Annotated in this window: 14 protein-coding genes; 7 read left to right on the forward strand and 7 right to left on the reverse strand. The window is 65.6% G+C overall.

What is annotated here, in order from left to right; genetic code table 11:
• Positions 1 to 55 precede the first annotated feature (55 nt).
• The 6 genes from J2R76_RS37900 to J2R76_RS37925 all read right to left on the reverse strand — a co-directional run bounded on the left by J2R76_RS37900 (position 56) and on the right by J2R76_RS37925 (position 4,471).
• On the reverse strand, positions 56 to 817 hold the full coding sequence (locus J2R76_RS37900) for a slipin family protein (RefSeq protein WP_028332707.1): 762 nt from the start codon (positions 815 to 817) through the stop codon (positions 56 to 58).
• Positions 814 to 2,223 carry a nodulation protein NfeD gene (locus J2R76_RS37905; protein WP_253625762.1) on the reverse strand — a complete coding sequence of 470 codons (1,410 nt, stop codon included), beginning with the start codon at positions 2,221 to 2,223 and terminating at the stop codon, positions 814 to 816. Before J2R76_RS37905 ends, J2R76_RS37900 begins: the two co-directional genes overlap by 4 nt.
• Before the next feature lie 114 nt (positions 2,224 to 2,337).
• Positions 2,338 to 3,267, reverse strand: coding sequence for a 4-hydroxy-tetrahydrodipicolinate synthase (dapA, locus tag J2R76_RS37910; protein ID WP_057014868.1), 930 nt, complete (start codon positions 3,265 to 3,267; stop codon positions 2,338 to 2,340).
• 21 nt (positions 3,268 to 3,288) lie between these two features.
• Positions 3,289 to 3,543: a hypothetical protein gene (locus J2R76_RS37915; RefSeq protein WP_057015086.1), complete on the reverse strand. Its 255-nt coding sequence runs from the start codon at positions 3,541 to 3,543 to the stop codon at positions 3,289 to 3,291.
• Between the two features lie 174 nt (positions 3,544 to 3,717).
• Complete coding sequence (locus J2R76_RS37920; protein WP_253625763.1) at positions 3,718 to 3,993, reverse strand: hypothetical protein; 276 nt, start codon at positions 3,991 to 3,993, stop codon at positions 3,718 to 3,720.
• A gap of 13 nt (positions 3,994 to 4,006) precedes the next feature.
• Complete coding sequence (locus J2R76_RS37925) at positions 4,007 to 4,471, reverse strand: hypothetical protein (protein WP_057014870.1); 465 nt, start codon at positions 4,469 to 4,471, stop codon at positions 4,007 to 4,009.
• A gap of 492 nt (positions 4,472 to 4,963) precedes the next feature.
• Here J2R76_RS37925 and J2R76_RS37930 point away from each other — a divergent pair, with 492 nt between their 5' ends.
• From J2R76_RS37930 to J2R76_RS37960, 7 genes are all read left to right on the forward strand, one after another.
• Complete coding sequence (locus J2R76_RS37930) at positions 4,964 to 5,053, forward strand: K(+)-transporting ATPase subunit F (protein WP_016846764.1); 90 nt, start codon at positions 4,964 to 4,966, stop codon at positions 5,051 to 5,053.
• Between the two features lie 119 nt (positions 5,054 to 5,172).
• Positions 5,173 to 6,876: a potassium-transporting ATPase subunit KdpA gene (kdpA, locus tag J2R76_RS37935; protein ID WP_076823907.1), complete on the forward strand. Its 1,704-nt coding sequence runs from the start codon at positions 5,173 to 5,175 to the stop codon at positions 6,874 to 6,876.
• A 23-nt stretch (positions 6,877 to 6,899) separates the two neighbouring features.
• The gene (gene kdpB / locus J2R76_RS37940) at positions 6,900 to 9,011 is read left to right on the forward strand and encodes a potassium-transporting ATPase subunit KdpB (RefSeq protein WP_253625764.1); all 2,112 of its coding nucleotides are present in this window, start codon (positions 6,900 to 6,902) and stop codon (positions 9,009 to 9,011) included.
• 113 nt (positions 9,012 to 9,124) lie between these two features.
• Entirely contained in the window at positions 9,125 to 9,730 is a 606-nt protein-coding gene (locus J2R76_RS37945) for a K(+)-transporting ATPase subunit C (protein WP_253625765.1), read from the forward strand.
• Positions 9,731 to 9,769: 39 nt separating this feature from the next.
• Entirely contained in the window at positions 9,770 to 12,481 is a 2,712-nt protein-coding gene (locus J2R76_RS37950; protein ID WP_253625766.1) for a sensor histidine kinase KdpD, read from the forward strand.
• Positions 12,478 to 13,167, forward strand: a complete 690-nt coding sequence (locus tag J2R76_RS37955) for a response regulator (protein ID WP_253625767.1) — start codon at positions 12,478 to 12,480, stop codon at positions 13,165 to 13,167. Before J2R76_RS37950 ends, J2R76_RS37955 begins: the two co-directional genes overlap by 4 nt.
• Before the next feature lie 148 nt (positions 13,168 to 13,315).
• A complete protein-coding gene (locus J2R76_RS37960) occupies positions 13,316 to 13,558 on the forward strand; it encodes a DUF6496 domain-containing protein (protein ID WP_225161094.1) in 243 nt (80 codons plus the stop codon).
• Between the two features lie 112 nt (positions 13,559 to 13,670).
• On the opposite strand, the gene J2R76_RS37965 is transcribed toward J2R76_RS37960, so the two are convergent.
• Positions 13,671 to 14,558: a Ku protein gene (locus J2R76_RS37965; protein ID WP_057015087.1), complete on the reverse strand. Its 888-nt coding sequence runs from the start codon at positions 14,556 to 14,558 to the stop codon at positions 13,671 to 13,673.
• Positions 14,559 to 14,609 lie beyond the last annotated feature (51 nt).

Here is a 14,609-nt window from a genome sequence, read left to right on the forward strand (position 1 = left end):
CACGATCCCGAGCGCGCCGACCTTGAGCGACCGTCGTTTCTACTCCCAAACCAGTTCACGTCGCTTCACGTCGCGGCGCCAGGTGATCGAGAAGGTTCATCGGCAGCGGGAACACCACGGTCGAGGAGCGCTCGCCGGCAATGTCGTGCAGCGCCGCGAAGTAGCGCAGCTGCATCGCTTGCGGCTCCTGGGCGAGGATCCGGCCGGCCTCGACCAGCTTCTCGGCGGCCTGCTGCTCGCCCATCGCGTTGATCACCTTGGCGCGCCGCAGCCGCTCCGCCTCGGCCTGCTTGGCGATCGCCCGCACCATCGTCTCATTGAGATCGATATCCTTGATCTCGACCCCGGTGACCTTGATGCCCCAGACGTCGGTCTGCCTGTCGAGGGTCTCCTGGATATCGGCGTTCAGCTTGTCGCGTTCCGCCAGCATCTCGTCGAGCTCGTGCTTGCCGAGCACCGAACGCAGCGTGGTCTGCGCAAGCTGGCTGGTCGCAGCCATGTAGTCGCTGACCTTGATGATGGCGCGCTCGGGATCGACGATGCGGAAGTAGAGCACGGCGTTGACCTTGACCGAGACGTTGTCGCGCGAAATCACGTCCTGTGGCGGCACCACCTGCACCACCACCCTGAGATCGACCTTCACCAGCTGCTGCACCACCGGAATCAGGATGATGAGCCCCGGGCCCTTCACCCCGGTGAAACGGCCGAGCGTGAAGATGACGCCGCGCTCGTATTCGCGCAGCACGCGCACGGCCTGGGTCAGGAATACGATGATCAGCAGCGCGATCGCCGCATAGGTGAAATAATCAAGCATCATGCCTTACCTCCCTCGCCGGGAGAGGCCGGCGTGCGCCGTACCACCAGCGTCAAATCGATGATGTTGGCGACCTCGACCGTGTCTCCCGCCGTGAATGTCTCGGTGCTGCGCGCTTGCCAGCGTTCGCCGTTGGTGAAGACGTGACCCGTGGTCTCGGACCAGTCGAGCACCTCGGCCGATAGCCCGCGCATGGCTTGCGCACCGATCCGCACCGGGCCCTTGCGCGCCCGGCGGAGCGCGCCGAGCACGACGAGAATGAGCCCGGTGAACATCGCGGCGACGATGCCGATGACCGGCCATGACAGCCGGTAACCGGGCGCCTCGATCCGAAACAGCATGGCTGCTCCAAGCACGAAGGCGACTATTCCTCCGAGGCCGATCATGACGGTCGGGTTGAAGGCTTCGATTGCGAGCAGCGCGATCCCGACCAGCATCAGGGCGAAGCCCGCGTAGTTGATCGGCAGCATGTTGAGTGCGTACAGACCGAGCAGCAGGCAGATCGTCCCGACAACCCCGGGCGCCACGGCACCGGGCGACATGAACTCGAAGATCAGGCCGTAGATGCCGACCATCAGGAGAATGAATGCGATGTTGGGGTCGGTGATGACCGCAAGCGCGCGCGCGATCCAGGTGGGATCGATGGCCTCGATCGCGGTGTCCGTGGTCGCCAGGCGTTGCGTCTTGCCGCCGGGAAGCTCGATGGTCCGGCCATCGACCTGCCTGAGCAGGTCGGCCGGATCGCGCGCGGTGAGATCGATGACGTTGGCCTGCAGCGCTGCGTTGGCGGAGAGGGTGGCGGCATCGCGGACCGCCTTCTCGGCCCAGTCGGCATTGCGGCCACGCAATTCGGCGAGGCTGCGGATGAAGGCAACGGCATCATTCGTCACCTTCGCCGTCATGGCATCCTTGGTTTCGGACGGATGGCCGCCGTCCTTCTGGTCCTTGCCGCCCTTGTCCGGGGTGCTGCCCGGCAGCCCCGGTATCGGGCCGCCGATCTGCACCGGCGTCGCGGCGCCGATATTGGTGCCGGGCGCCATGGCCGCGAGATGGGTCGCATAGAGGATATAGGTCCCGGCGCTCGCGGCATGGGCGCCGGATGGCGCAACGTAGCCGACCACGGGAACGGGCGAGGCCAGCACGTCGGCGATGATCTCACGCATGCTGGTGCTGAGGCCGCCCGGCGTATTCAAACGCAGGATAACAATTTCGGCGTGGCGCTCGGCGGCCTTGGCCAGGCCGTCCTTGACGTAGCTGGCCGCTGCCGGCCCAATTGCCCCGTCGATTGAAATGGTCAGGGCAAGATGGCTGTTGTCCGCGGCCGGACCGGGACGGATGGAGACAACCAGAGCGACCAGGACGGTCGCAACAACGAGGGCCGCCTTGAAGGTGGTGTGCACGGCAAGCACTCCCTTGCCGTGGATATGGGGCGCCGTTTCGGAACCTCAAGTTGGCGCCGCGTCACGGGCACCGTGTGCTGATCGCATTGTGCATTGCGATGGGTTATGTCGGGTCGGCAAATCTCAATGCGCGGCTGCGAGGTACTCGTCGGCAAGCTCAGCCATCGCCTGCGAGACCTCGGCCTTTGCCGACCCGTTCAATTGCACGATCGGCAGTCGCGTCGTCGGCGGCATGAATCCCAGAAGCGACAGCGCGAACTTCAATGCGGCGGGATGCTCGCGCTCCAGCAAGGTCGCAAGCGGCACCAGCCGCTGGTGCAACTCCCGCGCCTGATACAACCGTCCCTCGCGGAAATGCCTGTGAACGGCCACGTACAGATCGGGCGCGACGTTCGTCACGACTGAGATGCAGCCATCGCCACCGGCGGCGAGCCAGGCCAGCGAGGAGGCGTCGTCGCCGGTCAGCATCCGGAACGTCGCCGGCAGGCGTGAGCGCAGGCGCGCCAGCCGGGCAACGTCACCGCTGCCGTCGCGCAAACCCACGAAGCGTGGCGATGCGGCGAGCTCGAGCAGGGTCTCGTCGGCAAGGCCCTTCACCGTGCGCGACGGAATGTCGTGCAGGATGACAGGCAGCGTGGTGGCCGCGGCGACCGCGTGGAAATGCGCCGCAGTGCCCCGTGGCATCGGCTTGTTGTAATAGGGGACGACCGACATGACGGCATCGGCGCCGGCCGCTTCCGCTGCCCGGGTGAATGTGACGGCGCGATCGGTCGCGTTCGATCCGGCGCCGGCGATGATGCGAACCCGCTTGCGCGCGACGCCGGCCGCGATCCGGACCAGCTGCGCACGTTCCGCGGGCTCCAGCGTCGCGCTTTCACCTGCGGTCTCGCCGACCACCAGCGCGGTGGCGCCGGCCGCGATCTGGCGCTCGCACAGCCGGCCGAACGCGTCCACGTCGATCTCGCCCCGATGGTTGAAGGGGGTCGGAAGATCGGGGATGAAGCCCGACAGCCATCCGGCCGTGTCGGCTTTCGCAGCCGTTTGCCAGGTCATGTTTGTCAAGTCATGGGTGGCTCACGCCACGCGGATTGCGGGGAAGCTCGCGGTCTCGCCGCGCATATCGAGCTCGATCTCACGCGAAAGCTCGACGATCATTTCAGGATGCTGGCCGTTTTCGAACAGCGCGTATTTGACGGCCTGGGCGCGGTTGACGAACAGGCCGCCATAGAGGCCGTTCTGTTGCTGGGCGACCCACTGGCCGCGATGGTTGCGGCCGATGAAGACGACGGTGGACGCGGCGCTACACGAGGGAGGTTCGACGAGTTTCACGGTGGTGGTCCTTCTTTTTGTTTCTGACGCGTTTTCCTCGCGCGAACCGGTATCCGGCTCGCTCGAAAACGCTTCAGTCACGGTCACGCGATCAATGTCTGATTTGCGGGATATGAAATCGAGCGCGTGCGAGCAGCGACTTCATAGGAGCGGCATAGGATTTGTGAGGATGGTCTAGAGGCGCTGGACGATGCCGCTGCCGAGCGCGCACAGCGCGACATAGGCGGTCATCTCGTCCCAGTGATTGAGGTTTGCGGCAAACGGCATTTCGCGCTTGGCGATCCCGGCGAAGGCGCAGATCACGGCCGACATCCACAACAGCGTGACGAGGCCCTTGCCGAAGCCAGCGTCGGCGAACACGGCAAAGCCGATCATGATGGCGAGCCGGAAGCCGAACCGGACCATGACCTGGACCGACTGCAGCTGCCGCGGCAGTTGTTTGGTGTCCACGGCCGCGCCGCCGTCAGCCGATATTGTCGACGAACAGCGGCTCGTACAGCGCGCGCGTGTCGCGACGGACGGTCGGCACGCTGGTTCGGCTATCGGGCGTCGAGATGCGCTGCGCCTCCACGAAGGCGCTGAGGATCGCGAGTGCAAGATCGGTGTGGTGGGTCTCGATCGACTGGTCGAGCCAGTCCGGCAGCTCGCGTTCGCGTGACAATGCGCAGTGCCACTCGCCCTCGTCATAGACCAGGCGGCGGATCTGCCATTGCGGCAGTTCCAGATCGAGCAGCGCGATCGCGGCGTCGGTCCAGGCGCCCGACTGGATCAGCCGCTCGACCTGGCGGGTCTTGCCGCTCTGTCCGACCGAGGGAAAGCGCCGGCAGGTCTGGCTGATGATGTCGGCCATGAATTCGGCTGTCACCGCATAGGCGTCGCGCAGCCGGTCGCCGAGATCGATGGAGGTGTTCTGGGAAAGTACGGACATGGCGTCATCTCGTCTTGCGCGGCCCAAGAAATCCAAGCTCAAGGCATTGGCCGCACGCTCAAAATGGCCGGAGTGCCATTTGAAAACGAGATGAGGCGGGGGACGGAGATATAGGCATTCCATAAAGACACGTCGTCCCGGCGAAGGCCGGGACCCATAACCACCGATTTCAGTTTTCGTGTCGCGCTGGGCCCAGCCATCACAAAACTCGGCCCTGTGGTTATGGGTCCCGGCCTTCGCCGGGACGACGGCTGCGCAGCTCGTGGCACTTATAGGATTCCTATAACGTCCTTACTCGCCACCTCTCGAAAACCTATGTCCCGGATGGCACCTCACGGCCATCCGGCGCGGGACGCCTATGCAATGGCCCGCGCCCTGTGACGCATAGGAGTCTCACATGATGGACATTCTCATGGCGGCGCTTGCGATCGGCTTCTTCGCGGCCGGCATCGGCTACGCCTACGCCTGCGAACGGCTGTAACGGAGGCGGCGATGATCTTCGATTACTCGCTCGCCGGCCTCGTCTCGCTCGGCCTGCTGTTCTACCTCACTTACGCATTGCTGCGGCCCGAACGCTTCTAGGCGGCCCGCGATGTCAGCGCTTTGCACAATTCTGTTAGCCGACGCGATGCTGACCGGGCTGTTGCTCGGCTTGTTCGCGTCGATGCTGCGCTTCGCTCCCATTCGAAAGGTTTGACGCAATGACCGTCATCGGCTGGATTCAAATTATTCTGTTCTGCGCGATCGTTGCCGCGCTGGTCAAACCGCTCGGCTGGTACATGACCCGCGTGTTCAACGGCGAGCGCACCTTCCTGGCGCCCGTGCTGCGCCCGGTCGAGCGCGGCATCTACTGGGTCGGCGGCGTCGACGAGCGGCGCGAGCAGCACTGGCTGACCTATACGGTCGCCATGCTGCTGTTCCATGTCGGCGGCTTCGCCATCATCTACGGCCTGATGCGGCTGCAGGCGGTGCTGCCGTTCAACCCGGCCGGACAGTCGGCGGTCGCCGAGGACCTTTCCTTCAACACCGCGATCTCCTTCATCACCAACACCAACTGGCAGAACTACGGCGGCGAGAGCACGCTGTCCTATCTGGTCCAGATGGTCGGCCTCACCCACCAGAATTTCCTGTCGGCGGCGACCGGCATCGCGCTGGCGATGGCGCTGATCCGCGGCTTCACCCGCTCGTCGATGCGCACCGTCGGCAATTTCTGGGTTGATGTCACGCGCTGCACGCTCTACGTGCTGCTGCCGATCTGCGTCGTCTACGCGCTGTTCCTGGTCTGGCAGGGCATGCCGCAGACGCTCGGCGCTTATGTCGACGCCACCACGCTGGAGGGCGGCAAGCAGACCATCGCGCTCGGGCCCGTGGCCTCGCAGGTCGCGATCAAGATGCTCGGCACCAATGGCGGCGGCTTCTTCAACGCCAACGCCGCGCATCCGTTCGAGAATCCGACCGCGCTGTCGAACCTCGTGCAGATGGTCTCGATCTTCGCACTCGGCGCCGCCATGACCAACGTGTTCGGCCGCATGGTCGGCAACGAGCGCCAGGGCTGGGCGATCTTCGCCGTGATGGGCATCCTGTTCGTCGCCGGCGTCACCGTCACCTACTGGGCGGAAGCCAACGGCACCTCGGCGCTGCACGCGCTCGGTCTCACCGGCGGCAACATGGAGGGCAAGGAGGTCCGCTTCGGCATCGTCGCGTCCTCGCTGTTCGCCGTCGTCACGACTGCCGCCTCCTGCGGCGCGGTCAATGCCATGCATGACAGCTTCACCGCGCTCGGCGGCATGATCCCGCTGATCAACATGCAGCTCGGCGAGGTCATCATCGGCGGCGTCGGCGCCGGCTTCTACGGCATGCTGCTGTTCGTCGTGCTGGCGATCTTCGTCGCCGGCCTGATGGTCGGCCGCACTCCGGAATATGTCGGCAAGAAGATCGAGGCGCGCGAGGTCAAGATGGCGATGCTCGCGATCCTGGTGCTGCCGCTGATGTATCTCGGCTGGACCGCGGTCGGCGTGGTACTGCCGTCGGCGGTGGCCTCGATGGCGAACTCCGGCCCGCACGGCTTCACCGAGGTGCTGTACGCGTTCACCTCGGCGACCGGCAACAACGGCTCGGCCTTCGCGGGCCTCACCGGCAACACCCTGTTCTACAATCTGACGCTCGCCTCCGCGATGTTCGTCGGCCGCTTCTTCATGATCGTGCCGGCGATGGCCATTGCAGGTTCGCTGGTCGAGAAGAAGTCGATCCCGGCCTCGGCGGGCACCTTCCCGACCACCGGCGGGCTGTTCGTCGGCCTCGTCATCGGCGTGATCCTGATCATCGGCGGTCTCACCTTCTTCCCGGCGCTGGCGCTCGGGCCGATCGTCGAGCACCTCGCCATGAACGCCAACACCCTGTTCTGATCGAATTGTCCGGAGTGACAACCATGGAAACCACAAGACTGCAAAAGCAGGTGACGGCGTCGACCATGTTCGACCCGAAGATCCTGGTGCCGGCGATCCGCTCGGCCTTCGTCAAGCTCGATCCTAGGCTGATGGCGAAGAACCCCGTGATGTTCGTGGTCGAGGTCGTGGCCGCGTTGACCACGGTGATCTTCGTCCGCGACCTCGTCACCGGCAGCGCCAATCTCGGCTTCACCTTCCAGATTATCCTCTGGCTCTGGTTCACGGTGCTGTTCGCCAACTTCGCCGAGGCCGTTGCCGAAGGCCGCGGCAAGGCGCAGGCGGAATCGCTGAAAAAGACCCGCACCGAGAGCCAGGCCAAGCTGCTCACCGGCACCGACCGGACCTATCGCATGGTGCCCGGCACCTCGCTGAAGGTCGGCGACGTCGTGCTGGTCGAGGCCGGCGACAACATCCCGTCCGACGGCGAGGTGATCGAAGGCGTGGCCTCGGTCAATGAAGCCGCGATCACGGGTGAATCCGCGCCCGTGATCCGCGAGTCCGGCGGCGACCGTTCCGCGGTCACCGGCGGCACCCAGGTGCTGTCGGACTGGATCCGTGTCCGCATCACCGCAGCCCAGGGCTCGACCTTCATCGACCGCATGATCAAGCTGGTGGAGGGCGCCGAGCGGCAGAAGACGCCGAACGAGATCGCGCTCAACATCCTGCTGGCCGGCCTCACCATCATCTTCGTGTTCGCGACGGTGACGATCCCGAGCTATGCGGCCTATGCCGGCGGCTCGATTTCGGTCGTGGTGTTGGTGGCGCTGTTCGTGACGCTGATCCCGACCACGATCGGCGCGCTTCTGTCGGCGATCGGCATCGCCGGCATGGACCGCCTGGTGCGCTTCAACGTGCTGGCGATGTCTGGCCGCGCGGTGGAGGCTGCCGGCGACGTCGATACGCTGCTGCTGGACAAGACCGGCACCATCACGCTCGGCAACCGCCAGGCGACCGCATTCCGTCCGATCCGCGGCGTCGCCGAGCAGGACCTCGCCGACGCAGCGCAGCTTGCCTCGCTGGCCGACGAGACGCCGGAAGGCCGCTCGATCGTGGTGCTCGCCAAGGAGAAATACGGCATCCGCGGACGCGACATGCATGAGCTTGCCGCGACCTTCGTGCCGTTCACCGCGCAGACCCGCATGAGCGGCATCGATGCCGGCACGTCGTCGGTCCGCAAGGGCGCGGTGGACGCGATCCTTGCCTATATCGACGGCGGCTCGCCCCGCACCGTCGCCTCGGGCAACACCGTCCGCGCGCTCGCGGCGACGATGAGCGCCGAAGCGCGCGAGATCCAGTCGATCGCCGACGAGATCGCAAAGGCCGGCGGCACGCCGCTGGCCGTCGCCAAGGACGGCAAGCTGCTCGGCGTCGTGCACCTGAAGGACATCGTCAAGGGCGGTATCCGCGAGCGCTTTGCCGAACTGCGCCGCATGGGCATCCGCACCGTGATGATCACCGGCGACAACCCGATGACCGCGGCCGCGATCGCGGCCGAGGCCGGCGTCGACGACTTCCTGGCGCAGGCAACCCCCGAGGACAAGCTCAAGCTGATCCGCGACGAGCAGTCCAAGGGCAAGCTGGTCGCGATGTGCGGCGACGGCACCAACGACGCGCCGGCGCTGGCGCAGGCCGATGTCGGCGTCGCCATGAACACCGGCACGCAGGCCGCCCGCGAGGCCGGCAACATGGTCGACCTCGATTCCAACCCGACCAAGCTGATCGAGGTGGTCGAGATCGGCAAGCAGCTGCTGATGACCCGCGGCGCGCTGACCACGTTCTCGATCGCCAACGACGTCGCGAAGTACTTTGCGATCATCCCGGCGATGTTCCTCGCGTTCTATCCGCAGCTTCAGGTGCTGAACGTGATGCACCTGGCGAGTCCGCAAAGCGCGATCCTGTCGGCGATCATCTTCAATGCGCTGATCATCATCGCGCTGATTCCCTTGGCGCTGAAGGGCGTCAAGTATCGCGCGGTGGGTGCCGGCGCGCTGCTCGGCCGTAACCTGATGATCTACGGTCTCGGCGGCATCGTCATCCCGTTCATCGGCATCAAGGCGATCGACCTCGTCGTCGCCGCTTTGGGCCTGGCTTAACCACAACGTCATTGCGAGGAGCGAAGCGACGAAGCAATCCATCCATCCGTTATGCCGATCCATGGATTGCTTCGCTTCGCTCGCAATGACGAAAGAGATTTAGGAGACCAGTCATGCTGAAAGAAATCCGCCCCGCCATCCTCGTGCTGGTCCTGCTGACCGCGATCACGGGCCTTGCCTATCCGCTCGCCATCACCGGCATCGCCGGCGTCATCTTCCCGCGCCAGGCGCAAGGCAGCCTGATCGAGCAGGACGGCAAGGTGATCGGCTCCGCCCTGATCGGGCAGGAGTTCAAGGAAGATAAATACTTCCATGGCCGGCCGTCGGCGACGGTCGCGCCCGATCCGAACGACTCCACGAAGACAGTGCCGGCGCCCTACAACGCGGCCAATTCCGGCGGCTCCAACCTCGGCCCGACCAGCAAGGCGCTGAACGACCGGGTCAAGGAGGATGTCGAGAAGCTGAAGGCGGAGAACCCGTCCGCCAGCGTGCCGGTCGATCTTGTGACCACGTCGGGCAGCGGGCTCGATCCGGATATCTCGCCGGACGCCGCGCTGTTCCAGGTGCCGCGGGTCGCCAAAGCGCGCAGCATGTCCGAGGACGCAGTGCGTGAGCTGGTGACGCAGACCACGCAGGGCCGCTTCGCCGGCGTGATCGGCGAGCCCCGTGTTAACGTTCTTGCGCTCAACCTGGCGCTCGACGCGGCAAAGCCAAAATAGGAGAGTAGGCTGCCCCTCGCAGGATGACTATATTGCGGTATGGCCAATCAGCGCGACCCTGACAAACGACCCTCGCCGGATGCGCTGCTGGAGGCGGCGCGCCGGGAGACCGATCGATCGGGACGGCTGAAGATCTTCATCGGCGCCGCCCCCGGCGTCGGCAAGACCTACGAGATGCTCTCGAGCGCCCACGCCCGCCTGAAGGCGGGCGTCGACGTCGTGGTCGGCGTCGTCGAAACCCACGGTCGGGTCGAGACCGAGACGCTGCTCAGGGGTCTCGAGGTGCTGCCGCGGAAGCGGCTGACCTATCGCGACCAGACGCTCGAGGAGATGGACCTCGATGCATTGATCGCGCGGCGGCCGCAGCTCGCGCTGGTCGACGAGCTCGCCCATACCAATGCGCCGGGCAGCCGGCATCCCAAGCGCTATCTCGACGTCGAGGAATTGCTGTCGAACGGCATCGACGTCTACACCGCGATCAACATCCAGCACATCGAGAGCCTCAACGACGTCGTCGCGCAGATCACCCATGTGCGGGTGCGCGAGACGGTGCCGGACTCGGTGGTCGATCGCGCCGATGCCATCGAGCTGATCGACCTGACGCCCGACGACCTGATCCAGCGGCTCAAGGAGGGCAAGGTCTATGTGCCCAAGCAGGCCGAGCGGGCGCTGGAACACTACTTCTCGCCCGGCAATCTGACCGCGCTGCGCGAGCTGGCGCTGCGCCGCACGGCCGAGCGGGTCGACGAGCAGCTGCTCAACCACATGCAGGCCAATGCGATTGCCGGCCCCTGGGCCGCCGGCGAGCGCATCCTGGTCTGCCTGAGCGAGGATCCGCGCGCGGCCGGCCTCGTGCGCTACACCAAGCGCCTCGCCGACCGGCTGCACGCGCAATGGACCGCGGTCAGCATCGAGACGCGGCGCAGCCTGCAACTTTCCGACGAGCAGCGCGACCGGCTGGCCGACACCATGCGGCTCGCGGAATCGCTCGGCGGCGAGGCGCTGACGCTGCCCGGCGTCGGCCGCCGTATCGCCGACGACGTCATCAATTTCGCCCAGGCCAACAACGTCACCCAGATCATCATCGGCAAGTCGACGCGCTCGCGCTGGTTCGAGCTGACGCATGGGTCCGTGGTGCACGATCTGGTGCGCCGCGCCGGCAATATCAGCGTCAACGTGATCGCCGGCGACGAGCTGCCGGTCGGCAAGGCGGCGGTGCAGACCGCGCAGCGGCAGGAGCCGTTCAATCCGCGGCCCTATCTGATGGCGCTGCTGCTGGCGGCGCTCGGGCTCGGCGCGGCCAAGCTGATCCAGCCGTTCTTCGGCATCGAGAATGTCGACCTCGTGTTCCTCACCGCCGTGGTCGGCGCCGCGGCGCGCTACGGCCTCGGGCCGTCGCTGCTGGCGAGCGTCGCGGCCTCGCTGTGCTACAATTTCTTCTTCCTGCCGCCGGTCTATACCTTCACCATCACCGACCCGACCAATGTCGCGGCGTTCTTCTTCTTCATGCTGATCGCGCTGCTGGTCTCCAACGTCGCGGCGCGGGTGCGCACCCAGGCCGACACCGCGATCAGCCGCGTCCGCACCACCGAATCGCTCTACGCCTTCAGCCGCAAGCTTGCCGGCACCGCGACGCTGGACGACGTGCTGTGGGCGACCGCCTACCAGATCGCGCTGATGCTCAAGGTGCGCGTGGTGCTGCTGCTGCCGGAGGACGGCATGCTGACCGTCAAGAGCGGCTATCCGCCGGAGGATCAGCTCGACCAGGCCGATCTCGCCGCCGCAAACTGGGCCTGGGGCAACGACCGTCCGGCCGGCCGCGGCTCCGACACGCTGCCGGGCGGCAAACGACTGTTCCTGCCGATGCGCACCGGCCGCGGCCCGATCGGCGTGATCGGCATCGATGACGACCGCACCGGGCCCTTGCTGACGCCGGACCAGCGCCGGCTGCTCGACGCGCTGGTCGATCAGGGCGCGCTCGCAATCGAGCGCGTGCTGCTGGTCGAGGACATGGATCGCGTCAAGCGCACGGTGGAATCCGACCGGCTGCGCGGCGCGCTCCTGACCTCGATCTCGCACGATCTCAAGACGCCGCTGGCCTCGGTGCTCGGCTCGGCCTCGGCGCTGCGCGACCTCGGCGCCAACCTGAGCGATGCGCAGAAGCACGATCTGCTCGCCACCGTGATCGACGAGTCCGAGCGGCTGAATCGGTTCATCGCCAATCTGCTCGACATGACCAAGCTGGAATCCGGCGCGATCGTGCCGAACACGGCGCGCCATGATGTCGGCGAGATCGTCGGCAGCGCGCTGCGGCGGGCGAGCAAGATCCTGGTGCATCACCGGGTGTCGCTGGAGCTCGCGGCCGACCTGCCGATGCTGGAGCTCGACGCCGTGCTGTTCGAGCAGGTGCTGTTCAACCTGCTCGACAACGCTGCCAAATACGCCCCGTCGGACACCACGATCTCGATCCGCGGCGCGCGCGATCGCGACACCATCGCGCTGCAGATCCTCGATGAAGGCAACGGGATTCCCGCGGCCGAGCTCGAAAGCGTGTTCGACAAATTCTATCGCGCCGAGAAGGGCGACCATGTCCGTCCCGGTACCGGCCTCGGGCTTGCGATTTCGCGCGGCTTCGTCGAGGCGATGCGCGGCACGATCGCGGCGGCCAACCGCGCCGACCGCAGCGGCGCCGTCATCACTATCCGCCTGCCGATCCCTGCCGACACCAACGCGCTGGACACTGCTGCATGAACGCGACGCCGATCAAGGTCCTGGTCATCGACGACGAGCCGCCGATCCGCAAGTTGCTGCGGATGGGGCTGAGCACGCAGGGCTATGACATCCTCGAGGCATCCAACGGCAAGCTGGCGCTGGAGATGCTGGGTGAGGGACCGGCGCTGATCATCCTCGACCTCGGATTGCCCGACATTCAGGGCCATGACCTCTTGCGCATGATCCGCGGCCGCAACGAGAGCGTGCCGATCGTGGTGCTGTCGAGCCGCGGCGACGAGGCCGGCAAGGTGCAGGCGCTCGATCTCGGCGCCGACGACTACCTGACCAAGCCGTTCGGCATGGACGAATTGCTGGCGCGGCTGCGCGCGGCGCTGCGGCACCAGTTGCAGGTGCAGGGCGAGCGGCCGGTGTTTCGCTCCGGCGATCTTTCGGTCGATCTGGTGCGCCGGATCGTCAAGGTCGGCGACAAAGAGATCAAGCTGTCGCCGAAGGAATATGACCTGTTGCGCGTGCTGGTTCAGCATGCCGGCAAGGTGCTGACCCACCGCTTCCTCTTGAAGGAATTGTGGGACGAACTGACCGATGCGCAGTATCTGCGCGTCTATGTGCGCCAGCTTCGCCAGAAGATCGAGACCGACCCGGAGCGTCCGCAATTCGTGCTGACCGAGACCGGCATCGGCTATCGGCTGCGCGCGGCGGACTAACAGGTAGCCCGGATGAGCGAAGCGATATCCGGGGCATCTCCCGCATGTCGCTGCGCTCATGCGGGCTACGTTGGTGCCGTCGCCCGACGACACCAAACGGAACTTTCGCTGCCATCGAGGCTTGTTTTCCGTTAGCGGGAGACAAGCCATGGCAAGGAAATATTCGCGGAAGGCATCGGGCGATGTAGAGCGCGCGATGAAGAAACGCAAGGCCGGCACGCTGCGCAGCGGCCGCTCCAAGAAGAAGGTGAAGAGCCGCAAGCAGGCGATCGCGATCGGCTTGTCCGAGGCACGCGCCAAGGGCAGGAAAGTGCCGAAGAAGTCGTCAAAGAAGAAGACGGCGAAGAAGCGCAAGACTGCCAAGAAGCGGAAGAGCTCGAAGAAGAAGTAGCGGACGAGTTGCATCCATCCGTCATTGCGAGGAGCGTAGCGACGAAGCAATCCATCCCTCCGCGTATGTGGAGAGATGGATTGCTTCGCTGCGCTCGCAAGGACGAGAGATCTCATCCCGCCTTGCGTCGCCGCGCGCTTGACCGGTGCGCCTTCTTGGCGGCGCGGCGATGCGGGGTCGGGCGGCGCGCGGTGGAGCGCGAGCGCCTTGCGCCGCTCTTGCCGCCTTTCAGGCTCTGCTGCAGCGCGTCCATCAGGCTCACGACGTTGCTTGGCTTCTCCTCGCGCTCGGCGGCCTTGATCGGCTTGCCGGCCGCCTTGCGGCGGACCAGGGCCTTCAGCGCGGTCTCGTACTCGTCCTTGAATTTCGACGGATCGAAATGCGCGGCCTTGCTGTCGAGGATATGGCCGGCGAGCTCGATCATGTCCTTCGTGACCTTCGGGCTCCTGATGTCGTCGAAATAATCGTCGGCGTCGCGCAGCTCGTAGGGGTAACGCAAGGTGGTGCCGAGCATGCCCTTGTCGAGCGGCTCGATCGCGATCACATGCTCGCGGTTGGTCAGCACGATCCGCGCCAGCGCGACGCGGTCCTGATCCTTCATGGCGTCGCGGATCACCGCGAACGCGTCGACGCCGGCCTTGCCGTCGGGCCTGATGTAGTAGGGGTGGTCGAGATAGCGCTTGTCGATCTCGCCCTCGGGCACGAAGCTGTCGATGTCGATGGTATGGTTGCTCTCGATCTGCACCGCTTCGAGCTCGTCCTTCTCGATCTCGACATATTTGCCCTTGCTGACCTCGTAGCCGCGGCCCTTCTGATCGCCCTCGACAACGTCGCCGGTCTCGGTATCGACCATCTGCTGCTTCAGCCGGTTGCCGGTCTCCCGGTTGATCATGTGGAAGCGGGTCTTCTCGACCGCGGTCGAGGCCGGGTAGAGCGCCACCGGGCATGACACCAGCGAGAGCTTGAGCGTGCCTTTCCAGTAGGCGCGGGGAGCGGCCATGATCGCCTCCAAACAGCTTGAGTTTGGAACTTGAACGGATACCGTGGGTTT

Origin of the sequence: Bradyrhizobium sp. USDA 4532 (assembly GCF_024171315.1) — a bacterium.
Classification (GTDB): Bacteria; Pseudomonadota; Alphaproteobacteria; order Rhizobiales; family Xanthobacteraceae; genus Bradyrhizobium; species Bradyrhizobium australafricanum.

Coding starts and splice junctions, on each gene's coding strand:
- kdpB (WP_253625764.1), top strand. CDS start 6,900: ATGGAAACCACAAGACTGCAAAAGCAGGTGACGGCGTCGACCATGTTC.
- J2R76_RS37925 (WP_057014870.1), bottom strand. CDS start 4,471: ATGTCCGTACTTTCCCAGAACACCTCCATCGATCTCGGCGACCGGCTG.
- J2R76_RS37900 (WP_028332707.1), bottom strand. CDS start 817: ATGATGCTTGATTATTTCACCTATGCGGCGATCGCGCTGCTGATCATC.
- kdpA (WP_076823907.1), top strand. CDS start 5,173: ATGACCGTCATCGGCTGGATTCAAATTATTCTGTTCTGCGCGATCGTT.
- J2R76_RS37950 (WP_253625766.1), top strand. CDS start 9,770: ATGGCCAATCAGCGCGACCCTGACAAACGACCCTCGCCGGATGCGCTG.
- J2R76_RS37945 (WP_253625765.1), top strand. CDS start 9,125: ATGCTGAAAGAAATCCGCCCCGCCATCCTCGTGCTGGTCCTGCTGACC.
- J2R76_RS37965 (WP_057015087.1), bottom strand. CDS start 14,558: ATGGCCGCTCCCCGCGCCTACTGGAAAGGCACGCTCAAGCTCTCGCTG.
- J2R76_RS37955 (WP_253625767.1), top strand. CDS start 12,478: ATGAACGCGACGCCGATCAAGGTCCTGGTCATCGACGACGAGCCGCCG.
- J2R76_RS37960 (WP_225161094.1), top strand. CDS start 13,316: ATGGCAAGGAAATATTCGCGGAAGGCATCGGGCGATGTAGAGCGCGCG.
- dapA (WP_057014868.1), bottom strand. CDS start 3,267: ATGACCTGGCAAACGGCTGCGAAAGCCGACACGGCCGGATGGCTGTCG.
- J2R76_RS37930 (WP_016846764.1), top strand. CDS start 4,964: ATGATCTTCGATTACTCGCTCGCCGGCCTCGTCTCGCTCGGCCTGCTG.